A 17,375-nucleotide genomic window follows, 5' to 3' on the forward strand; every position below is an offset into this window, starting at 1 on the left:
AGTTTTAATATGGCTTTCGACTGGCATAGCGCAGAACTAACACGCTCAACGCCCGTGGACGCAAACTACAAAAATAGCCAAAACGTCCGTCGTTTTATGCTGAGCGAATGCGGGGAAGGGTTTCGTTTTGATCGTGATTTCATGGCATGGATTCGTAACGATACGCCAAAAACCTTGGGAGATGTCGTCGAGGAGTGGAAGCGCAAACAGTGTTCGATTTAAACGAATATCCGCTCATGGCAGCAATCAATCCTGCTTTAACCAAGGGCGCCAGAGCGGATATCAGCGATTACTTCTTCTTAGTCAGCATCGACTTTAAGTCAGCAAACGGATTGTAGGTCGCCTCACCCACATCTTTTTGCGCGTCTTCGCCCGCGACCACGCTGGTGCCGTACTGATCGGCTTCCGTGTACTTCGAGTGTTCGTGGTCATGACAATACAGGCATAACAGCTCCCAGTTACTGCCATCTTCCGGGTTGTTGGTATGGTCATGATCCATATGGTGAACCGTGAGTTCACGCAGATTTGAATAAACGAACTCGCGCGCGCAGCGCCCACACACCCAAGGGTAGATTTTCAGTGCTTTTTCACGGTAGCCGCTTTCCAGCCGCGCGTAGTTTTTGGGAATCAGAGCCATTGCCGTTGTTACCTGCTACAGATTGATATTTTCACGATAGTGCTGCCAATATATCTCATAATCGAACAGAAGTGACATAAGCTTTAGGGTAATGCTAACTGCTGTTTCACCTGTTCAGACAGCGCAATTAAGTGGTCTGTGACGGCTTTCACTTTTGCAGAGATCAATATGAAAATACCTGGCAACTTGTTTGTCAGCTTAGACTGCTGATAAATTACCCAATCATCCTCTCGAATAGGGACATCGAATGACGGATTATTGTTTTTTCACCAAAGATAACCAAACTGTGGCACTGGAAAAGTCAGATGTAGATGGCGCTGCTCAGTTAACAAACCTGGGATATAAACAACAGTTTGAGGAGGTTAGCGCCTCTAACAAGCAGCGTGCCCTTTCGCGCTTTAATGATATCTGTAAAGAAAAACGGATAGATCAGCATAACTTTCGTGCAGGTGCGTTCGCCTTTCCGCTGATTGGTGTTTTAACCGTTGTAGCAGGTTGGTTTTTCCGAAAAAAATAGCCTTAATAAGGGTGCCGCCAAACATACGTTACGACCCTTATCCTGACGACTCTTAACCTCACGATTCGATTAAGGACTGCCGTGTTAGCCAATATCCTCGTCGCACTGGTTGCCGTGATTCATATCTATATCCTGGTGCTGGAAATGTTTTTGTGGGAGAAACCAGCGGGCCGAAAGGCATTTAAATTAACGGCCGACTTTGCCCGTGATACGCGGGTTTTAGCCGCTAATCAGGGTTTATATAATGGTTTTCTGGCAGCTGGTTTGCTGTGGGGTTTATGGCTGGGTGAAAGCGGCGTTCCTGTTACCCTCTTCTTCTTAAGTTGCGTATTGATTGCGGGGATTTTCGGTGCCGTCACCGCCAGTCGTAAAATCCTCTACGTACAGGCGCTGCCGGCGCTAGTGGCTTTGATTGCCGTAATGCTTCGGTAGGCCATCATTTATCACCTCATCGTGATCAGACCCGCTATTACAGGTATAATCCCGCGCATTATTCATCGGGTTTAGGAACGAAAATGACAAAGCTCACCTTACAGGAGCAGATGCTCAAAGCCGGATTGGTCTCCAGCAAAAAAATGGACAAGGTCCAGAGAACCGCCAAGAAGTCACGCGTGCAGGCTCGTGAAGCCAGAGAAGCGGTTGAAGAGAACAAGAAAGCGCAAATTGAGCGTGATAAATTGCTGAGCGAACAACAAAAGCAGGCGGTTTTATCTAAAGAGTACAAGGCTCAGGTGAAACAACTGATTGAAATGAACCGCATCACGATTGCCAAAGGCAATATCGATTTTAACTTCACCGATGACAATTTAATCAAAAAGATTGCGGTTGATAAACCCACCCAAACCCAGTTGATTAATGGCCGCCTGGCCATTGCGCGTTTAACGACTGATAGCAGTGGCAAAAGTGAGTACGCGATTATTCCTGCAATTGTTGCCGACAAAATTGCGCAGCGCGACGCCGACAGTATTGTCTTAAACAGTGCGGTCAGTCAGGACGTTGAGGATGAAGACGATCCGTACGCTGATTTCAAAGTGCCAGATGATTTGATGTGGTAATGCACCCAGCCGGCCTTAGAACGGACTGGCATTGCGCGCAACAGTAGCTTCTTGGCTGGCGGGATGCACAAAATGCAACTCGCTGGCATGTAACATTAGACGCGGCGTCCTTTCAGTACCCGGTAATGTCAGGCCACTGTACAAGTCGCAGCCTAAAATCGGATGTCCAAGCTGCTGGCAGTGAATGCGTAATTGATGGGTGCGACCGGTTTCTGGGAATAATTGCACCCGCGTGACTGGCAGCATCCGCCCATCTTCCTGCTCGCGCATAAACCGTTCCACCACCTGATAGCGCGAGCGAGCGGGTTTGCCATTGATGGCGCAAATCGACATCAATGGAAACAGCGCGGGGTCTTTCGCAATGGCAGCATCGATCACCCCTTCGTCGTTCAACAGATGCCCACAAAGTAACGCACTATAAATTTTAGTCACGCTGCGCTCGCTGAACTGCCGACACAAGGCGGCGTTGATGGCTTTGTTGCGCGCAATCACCATCAAACCTGATGTGCCAAAATCCAGGCGATGTACCAACGTGCAGCCAGGGAAATCTTTGACCAGACGATAATGTACCGAATCGAGATTTTGCGGATTTTTTCCCGACAGGCTGAGCAGCCCAGAAGGTTTGTTGATCAGCAACAGATCCTCATCCTGATAGAGCATTTCAATCTGATCTGCGCACGGCGGAGCAACAAAGTTATCGACGATCGGGGACATCAAACGTACCGATTGGAAAAAGGAGGCGGATGATAACCAATTTTTACCCCCGTGACGAATTTGCCCCTCGACTCGCACTGGAGAAATTTCTCGTCCAGACTTGAGGTAAAGACGTGGTCTGCGCAGCCATTGTGCTTTACACTGCGCGCTGCAAAAAACTGAGCAAATAAACGATTAAGTAGGCGGTAATGGCGATGAACGGAACAATCACAACCTGGTTTGAAGACAAGGGTTTTGGATTTATCAAAGATGAGAACGGAGACAACCGTTATTTTCATGTGATTAAGGTCGCCAACCCTGATCTGATCAAGAAAGATGCGGCGGTAACATTTGAACCCACCACCAATAACAAGGGTCTGTCCGCCTTTGCGGTGAAAATCGTACCCGATAGCAAATACATCTTTATTGCTGGCGAGCGCTTAAAGCTCACCTCAATCAAGTCTTACGTGGTTTACAGTGAAGAAGAACCTGTTGATACCCGTATTGATAAAGAAAACACCGTGCTGTCTGTCGGCATCTTGATGAACAATATCAAGCCGAAATCAGATGTGAAGCCTGATGAAATGCGCTCAGTGAAAAAACTGGCAGTCACCACCTTCCAGGGCACGACCTTGATTTTCACGGAAGATGAAATCGACATCAATGCCGCAGTTAAAATGCTCAAAGTCTAAATTGAGGATCAAAGCATGAACTATGAAATACCCTTGAAATTTTATGACATCGCCGAAGAATACGCCTCCGAATCAGAACACGATGTTAGCGAAGAGGAACTGGATTCGTTAGCACATTATTTCCAGCTATTACTGACTCGCCTGACGAATAACGAAGAGATCAGCGAAGAGTCACAGCAAGAGATGGCCAAGGAATCAGGAATTCAGGAAAAGCGTATCGATGAAATCGCTAACTTCCTGAACCAGTGGGGCAACGAGTAATATCCTCATCCGGTCACCTGCAAAGGGTGACCGACCTATGGTTGCGTAAACACATCACGCTTTTATCCGCGGTGCTCAGTACCAGAAAATAACTGCGCTTCGTTCAACAACCATTGGACGAAAACCTCTCTTGCTGGATCAGCAATCTCAGTGGCCAAGGTCACAACGTTAACTCTATTTCCTCTTGCAGAATGGGTCCAAGGTACATAGAGCAATCCCGATGCTAATTCAGATTCAATGTAAGCGCTTGGCACCAACGCAACGCCCATACCAGCAACGGCGGCTTCGATCAGCATTGAGAAAAGATCAAATCTTGGGCCCGCTACCGCATTCAAAATATCCAACTCGCTAGAACTAACGAAATCCCGCCATGCGTTCGGGGTATTACGTTTATGAAGCAAGACTAAGGGTGAAACGCCACTAGCATGTTCTGCAATGAGTCTTGGCCGACAAACGGGGACCAGCCTCTCTTCGAACAGCCATTGCGTCTCGTGGCCAGCCCACGCAGGATGATCAAAATGCACAACGACATCAAAACCACTGCCCGCCATCGGAAAAGGTTGTGTCCTCTCAGAGAGGTTCAGGATGATATTTGGATGTTGTCTCTGAAATCGTCCCAGTCTGGGAATCAGCCAGCGACTCGCGAAAGTCGGCATGACGGCTAACTCCAGTGTTCCCCCATCCTCTGGCTGTGCAATCAAACGCAAACTTTCCTGCTCCAACCTTCCAAGGATATCCCTTACCTGCGAAGCATAGTTCAGTCCTTGTCGGGATAGCTCAACACGATTTCCGCGACGGATAAACAGTGTGGTCCCAAGCTGCATTTCCAGGCGCGAAATCTGTCGACTGACCGCCCCTTCTGATAGGTGAAGTTCAGATGCTGCGCGGGAAAAACTGTTATGGCGTGCGCTTGCTTCAAACGCAATCAGAGCAGAAATACCAGGAAGAACTCTTCTCAAAGTTGGGCCATTGAGTTGATGAACGGAAGTTAAGAATAACATTTGATCAAGCTGAGGTGTCAAAAAGTCGTTTTTCAGCCTTCACAGTTGTGGTTAAGGTCATTGGGACAATGTTGAGTAATAAAAAGTAGGGATAATGGAAAAGGTTAATCGCACAACGATATTAACGATAATTTCGATGGGTTTTTTTATGGTTTGTCTGGACACAACACTGGTGAATGTTGCACTAAGCGAGTTGAAACTTAGCCTGAATGCAAACTTAATTGGATTGCAGTGGATAGTGGCATCTTACACCATCGCATTCGCGTCAATTCTTTTGAGTGCAGGATCTTTGGGAGACCTTATCGGACCAAAGAAAGTCTTCTGCAGCGGCTTAATTCTGTTTACCTGTGCATCGTTGCTGTGTGGTATTGCACACTCATTATCGTTTTTAATTTTTTCCAGGACGCTTCAAGGCATTGGCGCTGCGCTCTCCGTCGCTAACTCTCTATCACTTTTGCAGGGGGTGTTTAGTGACCCTGCGGAACGAGCGAAAGCCTTTGGTGTATGGGGCGGATTGGGTGGCGTAGCAACCGCCATCGGTCCGGTCGCGGGAGGCATACTCATTGCGAAATTTGGCTGGCCTTCTGCATTCTTACTCAATATTCCTTTTGGCATCTTAGCCATATTCATGACATTAAAGCACATCCCTGAAATCAATGTGCTACCGCATAAAATCAAACCACTTTCTCAATTACTGACCGCTAGCGCATTGGGTGCTCTGGCGTTTACGTTCATTTCCGCAGGTTCTACTGGGTGGTTTTCGGCGCGTGTTATTGTAGCCGCCATTATCTTTATTCTTGCTGCCTTGAGTTTTTTACTTATTGAGCAATTATCAGCCTATCCGATGCTGCCTAAAGGGTTGTTTCGGATGAGAAAATTTACTGCTGCGACGATGGTAGGTTTGATAATTAACCTAGGTTTCTATGGTCAACTTTTTATAATGAGCCTGTACTTTCAACAATTAAAACATTTTTCCACCATGCATCCGGTCTTGCCCTCTTGCCACAAGCCATCGTTATGGCCATGACTGCGTTCTATTGTGGCAAAGTCACAGCAAAAACAGGGCCGGGTATGCCTATGGCAGTGGGACTCACCACGACATTGTTGGGGACTATTGGGTTGGTTTTCACATCGGCAACAAGCACGTATCTCGCGGTGCTTATCCCTATGTTACTGGTAGGATTTGGTATGTCAGCAACAGCACCTGCTACGGTTGCCGCAGGCATGTCATCCGCGCCGCCAGGCCAAGGAGGCATTACATCGGGAATAATTAATGCCGCTCGCCAAAGCGGGAGTGTTATGGGCGTCGCTATTCTTGGCAGTTTCTTAGGAAATAAAGATTTATCTCTTCACAGCATGCACATGGCACTCACGGTGACTATACCTTTATACGCTATCGCTTTAGGTTTTACCGTTTTTGGGATTATGCCAAGCTATCAGTGGTTTAAACAGCCCGATACAAATGAACGACCCAATTGATTTAATTCACATAACGGTCGTCACGATTGACGACCGTTACATTTGTTATTTCCCTTGCGGAGACTGCACCAGGTCATCCGCTTTCAAACCCTGCGGCGCGATAAAGATTTCCATGTTTTCGCGTGACAGCTCCCAGTGCTCAAATACCAAGTCAACCACCTTCTGCTCATCGCGTGCTTCAATCGCGGTGATGAAGGCGTCATGGTGCTCTGCAGCCAATTGCAGGCGGCGCTCCATATCCTCATTCTGCGGGCGGAAGAAGGTGTGGCCGATGCGGCAATGATCAATCAACAAACGTCCCAGACTGGGCTGCAAATAGGGATTACTCGCCATTTCACCCATGATTTCATGGAAGCGATTGTTCTCTAACGCCAGCGCTTCGGCATCTCGCGTCTGTACGGCTTTACGAAAACGCTTTTGCGTCTCTTTCAGCGATTTAAGCTGTGAGGGTTTGCAGTTCTGTACAGCCAACCGCCCTGTCGCAGCATAGATCATCGGAGCAACCAGGAAGAAATTGCGCAATGTGGAATGGCTCATGGGAATAACACGAACACCGCGCTTCTCAACTATCTCCAGAAAACCCTCACCGGCTAAACGCTGGAACACTTCGCGCACGGGCGTGCGTGAAAGACCGTACTGCCCGGTCAGGCTGGCTTCATCCAACAGTTCGTCAGGATCCAGTTCCATGGTCAAAATAAGGCGTTTCAAATCTTCATATAACGCTGCTTTTCCCGATCTCAATGTGACCTCCTGTGATGAAATCCAGCACGTAATTCCTGCTTAACCTACAGAAAAAGTGTGTATACAGCAAAAATAATTGTGGGATATTTTTCGCATTCTGCGGTGGATCACAGTTCGTAGATAAGATGAATAACAATGAGTTAGAGGATGTATAAGAGCAGACTTACTTGAGGGAATTATTCTATTTGGAGGAACGCCCGCCATCCTTGACGGGCGTAAATCAGGTTACTCGGCAGGCACGTCTATCCAGATAGTTTTCAATTCAGTGTATTGATCGAGTGCATACACCGACTTGTCACGGCCACCAAAACCAGACTGCTTGTAGCCACCAAAAGGTGTGGTCGCATCGCCTTCACCGAAGCAGTTAACCGTCACGGTTCCTGCACGTATTGCGCGTGACACACGAATTGCACGGCTAAGCTTGCCGGTATAGACCGACGCTGCAAGTCCGTAATCGGTATCATTGGCCAGTGCAATGGCTTCCGCCTCGGTTTTGAAGGTGGTCACACACAACACCGGACCAAAAATCTCTTCACGGAACAAGGCGCTTTTCGGCGTAACACCATCCACAATCGTGGGCTGTACATAGATGCCACGATCGGTGAACCCACCCTGAATAATCCGTAAACCTTCTTTGCGCGCCGTTTTCAGGTAGTCGCTGACTTTGCAGAAATGCTCGGCGGTGATCATCGTACCAAGACGGTTCTCAGGGTCGAGTGGATTGCCCATACGCCAGTCGCCGATCTGCTCAGCGATCAACGCCAACAGTTTATCTTTGACGTTTTCATGCACCAGCAGACGTGAAGTGGCTGAGCAGTTTTCGCCCATGTTCCAGAACGCACCACTCAGCACATTCGCCGCAACACTGGCCAAATCATCGGCGTCATCGAATACCACCGCCGGGTTTTTACCGCCACACTCCAGCACAATCTTTTTCAGATTGGATTCAGCAGAGTAATGCAGGAAACGACGCCCCGTCGCGGTTGAACCGGTGAAGCTCACCATATCGATATCAGCATGCAAGCCAATCGGCTCTCCGACGTCTTTACCGGTGCCCGTGACGATATTCAGTACACCCGCTGGAATACCAGCCTCATGCGCCAACTCTGCCACGCGCAGCGCAGTCAGTGACGTCTGCTCTGCGGGCTTCACAATCACTGAGCAGCCGGCAGCCAGAGCTGGACCGATTTTCCACGCCAGCATCAGCAGTGGGAAGTTCCAAGGCAGCACACAGCCCACGACACCAATCGGTTCACGTACGATCATCGCCATCGCCCCGCTCCCGGCAGGCGCGGTTTGATCGTACAGTTTGTCGATAGCTTCAGCATGCCAGCGGATCACGTGAATGGTTTCTGGCACATCTACCGCCAGACATTCGCTCACAGGTTTGCCACTGTCGAGACTCTCCATCACCGCCAGTTGGGTGACTTCGTTTTCTAACAGATCAGCCAGTTTCAGCAGCACGGCTTTACGCTCGCCAGGATGCAGTTGACTCCAGCTTCCGGACTCAAACGCACTTCGGGCGCCCTGTACAGCGGTGTTAACGTCATGACCATTGCAAGCAGCAATATGCGCCAGCACTTCGCCGGTCGCCGGGTTAGTGGTCTCCAACGTATTACCGGATGCCGCTGGGGTAAAACGTCCGTTAATGAACGCTTGATTTGGGAACCGAAGTTCCCGCGCCACACTCACTACGTCGCTTAATGTCTGTACTTGTTTCATACGCACTCCTTACAGCACGGCAACCGCAGCCACATCGCGTTTCACACCGTCAATCACTGCCTGCAACTGAGCTTTTTCTTCTTCATCCAGGGCTTGCAACGGCGCACGAACGGGACCGGCTTTCAGACCCGCTAATTCCGAACCGTACTTGATGGATTGCACGAATTTGCCACCATCGAGGAAGTTCATCAGTGGCATCATTGCAGCCATGATTTTGCGACCTTTATCAAAGTCTTTCTCTACTACGCAGGCGTTGTAGAGCGCCACGTGTTCGCGTGGAATAAAGTTAGAACCTGCGCAAACCCAGCTACGTGCGCCCCAGGCAAAGAACTCCAACGCCTGATCATCCCAACCACAGGACAGCGCGATATGTGGGAATTTGCAGGCCAGCAGGTGCAGGTTGTTGAAATCACCAGAGCTCTCTTTAATCGCTACCACGTTTTTCGAGCGGCTTACTTCACGGAAGTAGGTTTCACCCATAGTGATACCCATACGGCCAGGATAGTTGTAAAGCATGATCGGCAGTTGCGCGGCTTTATCTACAGTCAACGCGTGATGCGCATTTTCCAGTTCGGTTGGCAGTGCATACGGCGGTGAAGTCACCAGGATAGCATCCGCTTTGTGGTCACGAGCATGGGTTGCGAAAGCGACTGCATCTTCGGTGCGGATAGCGCCAGTACCCACGATTAAAGGCAGACGATTACCTATCACCTTACGTGCATGTTCAACCAGTGACAGACGCTCTTCCGCGCTTTGTGCATAATACTCACCGGTAGAGCCACCAATGATGATGCCGTGTACACGTGCTTCAATCAGTGATTCCAACACGGTAGCAAACGCAGCGTAATCGATGCTGCCATCTGCAGCGTAAGGGGTAATGGCTGGGGTGTAGATACCTTCAAATGTCATCGCGAGACTCTCCAGGGTGAATTCAGGACCAAATGCAACGCCGTTAGGTTGCGTTTGTTAACAATTTGCATAGGGTGTGCAGCGAGGTCAACCGATGTGAAATTTTTGTATACTTTAAAAATACAAAGGAAATACTAATGAATGGGATATTCTTACATGCTTTATTTTTTTAATTCTTATATTTCAAAGAGTTAATTTATTTTAATTTGCGTAATATTTTTCTACATGAATTCAGATGGCGATCACATTACGCAACTATCATCCTCTATGACGTATTTACACTGTGCGTCAGGGAGCATAGTTTTATGCTGGTTTTAACCTGAATTTAACAGGTAAGCTTTCACCCTCAGTTCGGGTGAATATTCAGTAAAAAAGAGGTAGCGGGTTATGCCCCAAAAGAAAGCGACGCTCATAGGTTTGATTGCCATCCTGCTGTGGAGCGCGATTGTTGGGTTAATTAAAAGCGTCAGCGAAGGCTTTGGCCCGATCGCGGGCGCAGCATTAATCTACAGCTGCAGCGCCATTCTGCTGCTGTTCACGGTGGGCTTCCCCAACCTGCGCAAATTTCCCCGCAACTATCTGATTATCGGCAGCGTGCTGTTTGTCTGCTATGAACTCTGTCTGTCGCTCTCACTGGGTTTCACCCATAACGGTCGACAGGCGATAGAAGTTGGCATGGTCAATTATCTCTGGCCGAGTATGACGATTGTGCTTGCCGTGATAGTTAATCGACAAAAAGTCAGCCCACTGATTATTCCTGGCGTGATTTTAGCCGTGGCAGGGATTTGTCGTGTGTTGGGGGGCGACCAAGGGTTTTCATTAACTGAAATGACGCGCAACGTCATGGATAATCCCCTCAGTTACGGTTTGGCATTCACTGGCGCGATTATTTGGGCAATATATTGTGTTGTGACGAAAAAAATTGCCAACGGCAGCAACGGAATAACCTTATTCTTTATTTTAACGGCTCTGACGTTATGGGTTAAGTTCCTGTTTTCACCTCAGCCGCCCTTTGTTTTGTCTTTCCCGGTGTGGATCTCTCTGGCATTGGCAGCGATGGCAATGGGCTTCGGATACGCGGCCTGGAACGTGGGTATTCTGCACGGCAACGTCACGGTATTGGCGGCAGCATCCTACTTTATTCCGATTATTTCCTCGATCTTAGCGGCGTTCATCCTGAGTTCGCATTTAACGATGTCATTCTGGCAAGGTACTGCCATGGTGAGTCTGGGATCGTTGGTGTGCTGGTGGTCAACGCGCACAGTTGAAAGCAAAAGTATGAGTAGTAAAGTCTCTGAATAATGAAACGGGAGGTTAATCCCCTCCCGCTATAAAAAAGCCACAACATAACGATTTATGACAGCAAGGTTTTTATTTATCCGACTATCCTGCACCGGAGGAATCTGCCTATGACGCATCTAACTTGAAACACGTTAATCACTCTTAACACATCACGATCTTAATATCTGTTCTGGATAACGTTTTAACGATCGCTACAGGTTTATATTTATTTCGGCGCCCTGATGAAATAAGGCACCCATCGCTTATCGTGCTTATTTCCGTCGCTTTGGCGACGCTGCTGTTCAGCGCGTAGGAAAGACAGGAGTACAAAATGTCGAATAACATTTCTGTTGAAGATGTTCCTTTAAATCGCTTTCATCGTTTGTTAACCGTGCGTTCCGGTGGCGGCTCTTTCGTCGATGGCTATGTGCTTAGCATCATTGGTATAGCCATGACGAAAGTGTCGCCTGCACTAGGCCTCAGTCCCTTCTGGGAGGGGTTAATTGCTGCCTCAGCACTGATTGGCATCTTCTTTGGCGGTTTTTTAGGTGGCGCGCTGACCGATCGCCTTGGCCGTCGAATGATTTACTTCGTTGGCCCTACACTGTTTATCGTCTGTTCGATCGCGCAATTTTGGGTACAAAGCGGTGAGATGCTGTTTGCGTTACGCTTCCTTAATGGCGTGGCAGTGGGGATTGAATATCCCGTCGCAACGGCTTTTTTAGTTGAATTCATGCCAAAAAATCACGTGGACCTTGCCTCGCTACGCTGACTATTTTGTGGTTTGCCGGGGCTGCCACCGCCTACCTGGTGGGCGATGCAATCCTTAATTTTGGCGGCGCAGATGCCTGGCGTTACACCCTAGCCAGTACTGCAGTGATCGGCGCGTTGCTTTTCCTGGTGCGCTTAGGCACACCCGAGTCACCTCGCTGGTTGATCAGTAAGGGCCGCCACAAGGAAGCGGAAGCCATTATTCGTCGCGTCTTTGGCAGTGGTTTTTCTTTGAAAAATTTGCCTGAACAGGCAGAGAGTAAGAATTTATCCTTTGCCAGTTTGCTCCACTCTGGTTATGGCAAACGTATGGCCTTCGTGACGATATTCTGGATGTGTTCTGTGACCCCGGTATTTGCAGTTTATGCCTTCGCGCCTAAAGTGCTGGAAGCGCTGCATCTCAGCGGAGATTGGGCCTCTTACGGTTCTATTGCGATCACCCTCCTGTTTGTGGTCGGCTGCATTATCGCCACGCGACTGGTCAATACCTTGGGACGCCGTAAGTTACTGCTGCATAGCTTCCTGTGGTCTGGCCTGGCGCTGTTATTGCTGGGAGCATTACGCGATGGGCCTTCGATGATCATCCTGCTGATGTTTGGTGCCTACGCGCTGTTTATTGGTGGTGCACAAGTGTTGCAGCTGGTCTACCCGAACGAGATCTTCCCGACCGAGATCCGCGCTGGAGCGGTGGGCGTCGGTACATCCATGTCACGTATTGGTGCAGCAGTGGGAACCTATTTGGTACCGATCTCGCTGCAAAGCATCGGTATTGGTTCTACGATGTACATCGCAGCAGGCATCACCTTCATTGGTTTGATTGTGTCCTGGTTCCTCGCGCCAGAAACGGCCGCACGTGACCTGAATGATGCGGCATCGCTGGATAGTGACGTCTCGCAGCAGGCAATATCGGGCACATTTTCCAAGCACTCACGTTAAAAAAAGGAGCCCGTATAAGGCTCCTACTCTTTTACTAACCTTTCCACTACTCGCCGGCGTTTACGGAACGAGCTGGGTGTTTCGCCATACTGCTTACGGAACCAGGCAATCAAATGTGAGGCATCAGCAAAACCGGTGGCGGTGGCTATTGCGTTAATGCTGTTGCTGGAATCCGCCATCAGTTTACGCGCCTGTTCAAGCCGCATGCGCCGCCAGTACACCGCCGCTGAATAGCCGGTACACTTGGTAAAAATCAAGTTGAGCTGGCGGAAAGTGACGCCTGCGAAATCGGCCACATCGGCCAGTGGCACCGGGGAATCGAGGTGATGTTTCATAAACTCGATCACCTTATTCACCAGCTCATTTTCATACACATCGGGTTCGTTAAGATTGCTCTTCTGCTGCGACTTCCTTACCGGTGCAGCAGGCTCTTCCACCAGCAGATATTTGAGGACTTTCTGTGAGCGTACCAGCCCACAATGCTGGCGGATAAGATCTGCCGCGAGATCAATCGCGGTCCCGCCTGGGCAGGAGATAATGCCACCATCTTTAATGTAGGTTTTATCGATCACCGGGATGGCTTTCGGAAAACGTAAACGGAATTCATCGCGCGTGGTGAAGTGAATCGCGCAGTGCCGCCCATCCAATAAACCCGCGTTTCCTGCAACAAAAGCGCCGCTACACAGGGTGATAATCGGTACATTGCGCGCATGCAACGCCTTCAGCGCCTCAAGCAGCCACTGTGGCGGCTGGCGCGTCTCTTCCAGCAAACCACCCGCCACCACGAAGTAATCCCATTTTTTAGTGAAGTCGAGATCGGCGGTGGGTGACACCGGCAAGCCGCAGCTGGCGGTGACTGGCTGGTTGTCACAGGTCATCCATTCCCAGCGGCAAAAAATCTGTCGACTGGTGAAAGATTCGTCAGCCGCAAAACGCAACGACTCCACCAAACCGGCCACCGAAGCCAGCGTGAAGCTTTTCATCAACAGAAAGCCGATGGTGAGATCCGGCTTCGGTTCACTGTGCTGATCAGCGAGGGTTGTTTGCGGCATCGTCTTCAGGTTCCTGCAATCCGCCCAGTTTGCTCAACAAGCGTTTTAGATCGGCAATATCTTGCATATCGAGATGGGCGGTAATCATCTTCTCGGCACTTTTTGCCTGCTCGACCATCAGGTTCAACATGGTTTCCCCTGCAGCGGTCATCGTGACCAATTTACGGCGGCGGTTTGTTGCATCTGTTTCCACCTTCAGTAGCCCGCTTTTACTCATGCGGTCAATCACGTAGGTACCCGTCGCTTTATCAAATCCAGCGCGGTTACCCAACGTTTGCTGATCGCAGACTGTCTCCTCGGCCAGCACAACCAAGATGGCGTATTGCACCGCTGAAAGCCAGTATCCACACACTGCGACCAGCAGAATGTCGAGTGTTGCCCAGCACGGCGTACAAGGTGCATTAACGAACAATCGCCGTGCGGCCACAAGGGGGCAGCGAGAATTAAGTCGGGATTTTGTGACATAGATGCACTTGACTCCTTAAATCGTCAAACTTATAGTTCGAACACAAACAGTTTGAACTTAAACTATACTGCAATATGGATCACTTATGAAGCTTGTTGTAGGGATGACCGGCGCAACGGGTGCGGCAATTGGCGTACGCATTCTCACGGCATTACGCGAACTTGAAGTCGAAACTCATTTAGTTATTTCTAAATGGGCGCGCGCCACCATCCAGATGGAAACGCCGTACAGTGTACAGGAGGTCACGTCTCTCGCGACCAAGACTTATAGCGAACACGATCAAGCGGCAGCCATCTCCAGCGGTTCATTCCGTGTCGACGGCATGATGGTGGTGCCGTGCAGCATGAAAACCCTTGCTGGCATTCGTAGCGGCTACGGTGATGGACTGATCACGCGCGCTGCTGACGTCACCCTGAAAGAACAACGCAAGCTGGTGTTAGTGCCGCGTGAAGCGCCGCTGAACGCGATTCATCTGGAGAACATGCTGGCGCTTACTCGTGCTGGTGCACTGATACTGCCGCCGATGCCCGCCTTCTACAACAACCCGCAAAGCGTTGACGACATCATCAATCATACCGTTTCCCGCATTCTCGACCAGTTCGGCCTGGAGAACAGCCTCACCCAGCGCTGGGCCGGTCCACGTTCCACCACGGCTTAAGGAGAGCCTGATGAAATATTACGGCGATTTACGCAGCTTTATCACTGCCCTCGACGAAATGGGCGACATCATGCATGTGCATCGCGAAGTCGATGGCGATTTCGAGCCTAGCGCCATGACCAGGCACAGCTATGAAATCCAGTCACCCGCCCCACTGTTTCACAAGGTCGCGGGCGTGGCAGCCGGTTTTCGTTTGTTCGGTGCGCCAGCGGCACTCTCATCACGCAGCGACATGCCGTATGCGCGTGTGGCCATGTCACTGGGTTTAGCACCAGAGTCCACCGGCCCGGAAATCATCGAAGCCCTGTCTGCAGCCCGCTTTAAACCCGGTATTCCCCCTGTACGCGTTGAGTCCGCTCAAGCTGAATGTCAGCAGAACATATTGCGTGGCGATGAAGCCAACCTCGACCGCTTCCCCATTCCTTTCGCCCATGACAAAGATGGTGGCCGCTATGCCAATACCTGGGGCACGCTGATTGTTAAGACGCCAGACGGCAAGTGGGTTAACTGGTCGATTGCACGCGTGATGAAGGTCGATGGTAAACGCATGGTCGGCTTGATCGTGCCGAGCCAGCATATCGGGCAGATTTGGACGCAGTGGGTGGCGCGCGGTGAACCCATGCCTTACGCGCTGGTGCAAGGTCCTGCTCCGGCAATTTCCTGCGTCTCCGGTATACCCATTCCAGCCAATGCGGATGAAGCCGATTACATCGGCACGCTTGCGGGTGAACCGGTTCCGGTAGTGAAAGCCATTAGCCTCGATCTTGATGTGCCTGCCACAGCCGAGATCGTGATTGAAGGCCACGTTTCCATTGAGCGTGACTGCCAGGAAGGCCCTTATGGCGAATATGGCGGCTATCTTGGTGAAGGCTCATCGGCGCAACCTACGTTCCACGTCGAGACTATTACCCATCGCAACGATCCCATCTGGCCGATGTCGATCACTGGCCGTCCGACCGATGAATCTCACACCCTATGGGCGATGGGCTTGGCCGCCGATGCGCTGACCTATTTGCGTGAAGCGGAATTGCCGGTGAAAACCGCCTGGATCCCAGAAGACTCCACCGTCCACTGGCTGCTGGTCGTGATGCCGGAGAACTGGCGCGAGCTGTTGCCGGGTGTCAGCAGCGAAGAACTGACCCAGCGAATCGGTGAAGTGTTGTTTAAAACCGATGCCATGGTGTTTATCCCTAAAGTGTATGTCGTGGATGATGACTTTGACCCCACTAACCTGCGCGAAGTCGTCTGGGCATTGTCAACTCGCGTACACCCGGTAGGCCGTCGTGCGGTGTTTGAGGATCAACGTGTCATTCGTCTGCCACAGTGTTATGACGAGGCAGAATACGTTGCCGGGAAAGGCGCCAAAGTCGTGTTTGACACCTTACAGACTAAACGCCATTTGCATGCTTCGTTCGCGCAAGGTTACCCGGAAGAAGTGCGTCAGCGCATTCTGGATAACTGGCCGGAATAAGCCTGGTGCGCATGAATGCGCACCCTAAAACAGTATTATGAGGTCGCCCTTGGTGGCGACCTCAGGTTTTAAAGAACATCTTGCGATACATCGAAGGCGTCATGCCCGTCACCTTCACAAAAGCCCGTCTTAAAACATCGTTGCTGCGATAACCACAAGCGGCCGGAATGGCTTTCAGCGGCATGGAACCTGCTTCCAGCAACTTTCGCGCTTGATCAATTCGCGCATTCTCCAGCCAATTGCCCGCCTGTAAGTCCATATGCTGACGGAAAAGCCTCGCCAAGTGCCTTGTGCTGATTTGCATATGTGCGGCGAGATCGTCGAGCGAATTGACCTGTGCCAAATTCGCCAAAGCCCATCGCTGCATCTCTTGAAACGCACTGCGACCACCCAGGGAAAGTTGCTGTTTGCGAACAAAATGCCCCTGATTCACTGGCCGTTGAAAGAACATCACCAAATTGGCGGCGATATCCTGTGCCAATTCGCGTCCCAAATCTTCTTCCACCAATCGCAGCGCCAGATCGAGCCCCGACGTGACGCCAGCGGCGGTACGCAATCGCCCATCTGCGATGTAAAGCGCATCGGCCTCCACCTGCGCATCCGGTACCTGTTCCACCAGTGCATCAGCGCAGGCCCAGTGGGTCGTCACTTTTTTACCACTCAGCAACCCGGTTTGTGCCAGCAGCAGCGCACCGGTGCAAATCGAGCCAAAGCGCTGACTTTCATGGCATAGCTCAATCAGACGTGCGGTTTGCCGTGCAGTTAATTGCATATCCCGCGCCTCGGGTGCCCCCGCGATCAGAAACGTGTCAGTTTGCTGGATATCTTGTAGTGTGACATCCGCCATCAAACGCACACCTGACGAACAACGAATGCTGGCCCCTTCCAGTGACATGACTTGCAGCTGGTAAACGGTGCGATTGAGCAGTCGATTAGCTTCAGCAAACACATCCAACGGGCCACAGACATCGAGCAATTGCGCCCCCGGCACCGCTAAAATCGCAAGATGGTGATTCATACGCTATTCCCGTCT

20 protein-coding genes and 1 pseudogene are annotated in these 17,375 nt (G+C 50.5%); 12 read left to right on the plus strand and 9 right to left on the minus strand.

Annotated features, from left to right (window positions below):
• The first annotated feature begins 9 nt into the window (after positions 1-9).
• Positions 10-222 (plus strand): DUF6434 domain-containing protein, encoded by a 213-nt coding sequence (locus HA51_RS01910; RefSeq protein ID WP_084931602.1) that lies wholly within the window; start codon positions 10-12, stop codon positions 220-222.
• A 67-nt stretch (positions 223-289) separates the two neighbouring features.
• Here the strand turns inward: HA51_RS01910 and yajD are convergent, their stop codons facing one another.
• Positions 290-637, minus strand: a complete 348-nt coding sequence (yajD, locus tag HA51_RS01915) for an HNH nuclease YajD (RefSeq protein WP_084931603.1) — start codon at positions 635-637, stop codon at positions 290-292.
• Positions 638-884: 247 nt separating this feature from the next.
• Between yajD and HA51_RS01920 the strand changes: the two genes are divergently transcribed.
• From HA51_RS01920 to HA51_RS01930, 3 genes are all read left to right on the plus strand, one after another.
• Positions 885-1,154, plus strand: a complete 270-nt coding sequence (locus HA51_RS01920; protein WP_084931604.1) for a hypothetical protein — start codon at positions 885-887, stop codon at positions 1,152-1,154.
• Positions 1,155-1,235: 81 nt separating this feature from the next.
• The gene (locus HA51_RS01925) at positions 1,236-1,586 is read left to right on the plus strand and encodes a DUF1304 domain-containing protein (RefSeq protein WP_084931605.1); all 351 of its coding nucleotides are present in this window, start codon (positions 1,236-1,238) and stop codon (positions 1,584-1,586) included.
• An 83-nt stretch (positions 1,587-1,669) separates the two neighbouring features.
• Positions 1,670-2,209: a DUF2058 domain-containing protein gene (locus tag HA51_RS01930; protein WP_084931606.1), complete on the plus strand. Its 540-nt coding sequence runs from the start codon at positions 1,670-1,672 to the stop codon at positions 2,207-2,209.
• A gap of 15 nt (positions 2,210-2,224) precedes the next feature.
• Here the strand turns inward: HA51_RS01930 and HA51_RS01935 are convergent, their stop codons facing one another.
• Positions 2,225-2,923 (minus strand): RluA family pseudouridine synthase, encoded by a 699-nt coding sequence (locus tag HA51_RS01935; RefSeq protein WP_084931607.1) that lies wholly within the window; start codon positions 2,921-2,923, stop codon positions 2,225-2,227.
• 188 nt (positions 2,924-3,111) lie between these two features.
• Here HA51_RS01935 and HA51_RS01940 point away from each other — a divergent pair, with 188 nt between their 5' ends.
• Both HA51_RS01940 and HA51_RS01945 read left to right on the plus strand, forming a co-directional pair.
• A complete protein-coding gene (locus tag HA51_RS01940; protein WP_084931608.1) occupies positions 3,112-3,594 on the plus strand; it encodes a cold-shock protein in 483 nt (160 codons plus the stop codon).
• A gap of 15 nt (positions 3,595-3,609) precedes the next feature.
• A complete protein-coding gene (locus HA51_RS01945) occupies positions 3,610-3,855 on the plus strand; it encodes a DUF2543 family protein (protein WP_084931609.1) in 246 nt (81 codons plus the stop codon).
• 62 nt (positions 3,856-3,917) lie between these two features.
• On the opposite strand, the gene HA51_RS01950 is transcribed toward HA51_RS01945, so the two are convergent.
• Positions 3,918-4,856: a LysR substrate-binding domain-containing protein gene (locus HA51_RS01950; RefSeq protein ID WP_245840121.1), complete on the minus strand. Its 939-nt coding sequence runs from the start codon at positions 4,854-4,856 to the stop codon at positions 3,918-3,920.
• Positions 4,857-4,950: 94 nt separating this feature from the next.
• Between HA51_RS01950 and HA51_RS27635 the strand changes: the two genes are divergently transcribed.
• Together HA51_RS27635 and HA51_RS27640 are read left to right on the plus strand one after the other, a co-directional pair.
• Positions 4,951-5,883, plus strand: a complete 933-nt coding sequence (locus tag HA51_RS27635) for an MFS transporter (protein WP_211282886.1) — start codon at positions 4,951-4,953, stop codon at positions 5,881-5,883.
• Positions 5,880-6,335: an MFS transporter gene (locus tag HA51_RS27640; RefSeq protein WP_211282887.1), complete on the plus strand. Its 456-nt coding sequence runs from the start codon at positions 5,880-5,882 to the stop codon at positions 6,333-6,335. Before HA51_RS27635 ends, HA51_RS27640 begins: the two co-directional genes overlap by 4 nt.
• Positions 6,336-6,380: 45 nt before the next feature.
• Here the strand turns inward: HA51_RS27640 and HA51_RS01960 are convergent, their stop codons facing one another.
• From HA51_RS01960 to HA51_RS01970, 3 genes are all read right to left on the minus strand, one after another.
• Positions 6,381-7,076 carry a GntR family transcriptional regulator gene (locus HA51_RS01960; RefSeq protein ID WP_084931610.1) on the minus strand — a complete coding sequence of 232 codons (696 nt, stop codon included), beginning with the start codon at positions 7,074-7,076 and terminating at the stop codon, positions 6,381-6,383.
• A gap of 225 nt (positions 7,077-7,301) precedes the next feature.
• Positions 7,302-8,798, minus strand: coding sequence for an aldehyde dehydrogenase (locus HA51_RS01965; RefSeq protein WP_084931611.1), 1,497 nt, complete (start codon positions 8,796-8,798; stop codon positions 7,302-7,304).
• A gap of 9 nt (positions 8,799-8,807) precedes the next feature.
• Positions 8,808-9,707, minus strand: coding sequence for a dihydrodipicolinate synthase family protein (locus HA51_RS01970; RefSeq protein ID WP_084931612.1), 900 nt, complete (start codon positions 9,705-9,707; stop codon positions 8,808-8,810).
• Between the two features lie 387 nt (positions 9,708-10,094).
• On the opposite strand from HA51_RS01970, the gene yddG reads away from it, so the two are divergent.
• Positions 10,095-11,009 (plus strand): aromatic amino acid DMT transporter YddG, encoded by a 915-nt coding sequence (gene yddG / locus HA51_RS01975; RefSeq protein ID WP_084931613.1) that lies wholly within the window; start codon positions 10,095-10,097, stop codon positions 11,007-11,009.
• Positions 11,010-11,319: 310 nt separating this feature from the next.
• A pseudogene (locus HA51_RS01980) lies at positions 11,320-12,695 on the plus strand (MFS transporter).
• Between the two features lie 23 nt (positions 12,696-12,718).
• On the opposite strand, the gene HA51_RS01985 reads toward HA51_RS01980, so the two are convergent.
• Both HA51_RS01985 and HA51_RS01990 read right to left on the minus strand, forming a co-directional pair.
• Entirely contained in the window at positions 12,719-13,747 is a 1,029-nt protein-coding gene (locus HA51_RS01985; protein ID WP_084931614.1) for a GlxA family transcriptional regulator, read from the minus strand.
• On the minus strand, positions 13,725-14,159 hold the full coding sequence (locus HA51_RS01990) for a MarR family winged helix-turn-helix transcriptional regulator (RefSeq protein WP_245840122.1): 435 nt from the start codon (positions 14,157-14,159) through the stop codon (positions 13,725-13,727). Before HA51_RS01990 ends, HA51_RS01985 begins: the two co-directional genes overlap by 23 nt.
• A 139-nt stretch (positions 14,160-14,298) precedes the next feature.
• On the opposite strand from HA51_RS01990, the gene HA51_RS01995 reads away from it, so the two are divergent.
• Positions 14,299-14,871: a non-oxidative hydroxyarylic acid decarboxylases subunit B gene (locus HA51_RS01995; RefSeq protein WP_084931615.1), complete on the plus strand. Its 573-nt coding sequence runs from the start codon at positions 14,299-14,301 to the stop codon at positions 14,869-14,871.
• A 10-nt stretch (positions 14,872-14,881) separates the two neighbouring features.
• Positions 14,882-16,342, plus strand: coding sequence for a UbiD family decarboxylase (locus tag HA51_RS02000; RefSeq protein ID WP_084931616.1), 1,461 nt, complete (start codon positions 14,882-14,884; stop codon positions 16,340-16,342).
• A gap of 61 nt (positions 16,343-16,403) precedes the next feature.
• Here HA51_RS02000 and HA51_RS02005 read toward each other — a convergent pair whose 3' ends face one another.
• Positions 16,404-17,360, minus strand: a complete 957-nt coding sequence (locus HA51_RS02005) for a GlxA family transcriptional regulator (RefSeq protein WP_084931617.1) — start codon at positions 17,358-17,360, stop codon at positions 16,404-16,406.
• Positions 17,361-17,375 lie beyond the last annotated feature (15 nt).

The organism is Pantoea rwandensis (assembly GCF_002095475.1).
GTDB lineage: Bacteria > Pseudomonadota > Gammaproteobacteria > Enterobacterales > Enterobacteriaceae > Pantoea > Pantoea rwandensis.

Bases quoted from the DNA above. Each gene is read 5' to 3' on its own strand.
- HA51_RS01910 (WP_084931602.1), top strand. From the start codon at position 10: ATGGCTTTCGACTGGCATAGCGCAGAACTAACACGCTCAACGCCCGTG.
- yajD (WP_084931603.1), bottom strand. From the start codon at position 637: ATGGCTCTGATTCCCAAAAACTACGCGCGGCTGGAAAGCGGCTACCGT.
- HA51_RS01920 (WP_084931604.1), top strand. From the start codon at position 885: ATGACGGATTATTGTTTTTTCACCAAAGATAACCAAACTGTGGCACTG.
- HA51_RS01930 (WP_084931606.1), top strand. From the start codon at position 1,670: ATGACAAAGCTCACCTTACAGGAGCAGATGCTCAAAGCCGGATTGGTC.
- HA51_RS01935 (WP_084931607.1), bottom strand. From the start codon at position 2,923: ATGTCCCCGATCGTCGATAACTTTGTTGCTCCGCCGTGCGCAGATCAG.
- HA51_RS01940 (WP_084931608.1), top strand. From the start codon at position 3,112: ATGGCGATGAACGGAACAATCACAACCTGGTTTGAAGACAAGGGTTTT.
- HA51_RS01945 (WP_084931609.1), top strand. From the start codon at position 3,610: ATGAACTATGAAATACCCTTGAAATTTTATGACATCGCCGAAGAATAC.
- HA51_RS01950 (WP_245840121.1), bottom strand. From the start codon at position 4,856: ATGTTATTCTTAACTTCCGTTCATCAACTCAATGGCCCAACTTTGAGA.
- HA51_RS27635 (WP_211282886.1), top strand. From the start codon at position 4,951: ATGGAAAAGGTTAATCGCACAACGATATTAACGATAATTTCGATGGGT.
- HA51_RS27640 (WP_211282887.1), top strand. From the start codon at position 5,880: ATGACTGCGTTCTATTGTGGCAAAGTCACAGCAAAAACAGGGCCGGGT.
- HA51_RS01965 (WP_084931611.1), bottom strand. From the start codon at position 8,798: ATGAAACAAGTACAGACATTAAGCGACGTAGTGAGTGTGGCGCGGGAA.
- HA51_RS01970 (WP_084931612.1), bottom strand. From the start codon at position 9,707: ATGACATTTGAAGGTATCTACACCCCAGCCATTACCCCTTACGCTGCA.
- yddG (WP_084931613.1), top strand. From the start codon at position 10,095: ATGCCCCAAAAGAAAGCGACGCTCATAGGTTTGATTGCCATCCTGCTG.
- HA51_RS01985 (WP_084931614.1), bottom strand. From the start codon at position 13,747: ATGCCGCAAACAACCCTCGCTGATCAGCACAGTGAACCGAAGCCGGAT.
- HA51_RS01995 (WP_084931615.1), top strand. From the start codon at position 14,299: ATGAAGCTTGTTGTAGGGATGACCGGCGCAACGGGTGCGGCAATTGGC.
- HA51_RS02000 (WP_084931616.1), top strand. From the start codon at position 14,882: ATGAAATATTACGGCGATTTACGCAGCTTTATCACTGCCCTCGACGAA.
- HA51_RS02005 (WP_084931617.1), bottom strand. From the start codon at position 17,360: ATGAATCACCATCTTGCGATTTTAGCGGTGCCGGGGGCGCAATTGCTC.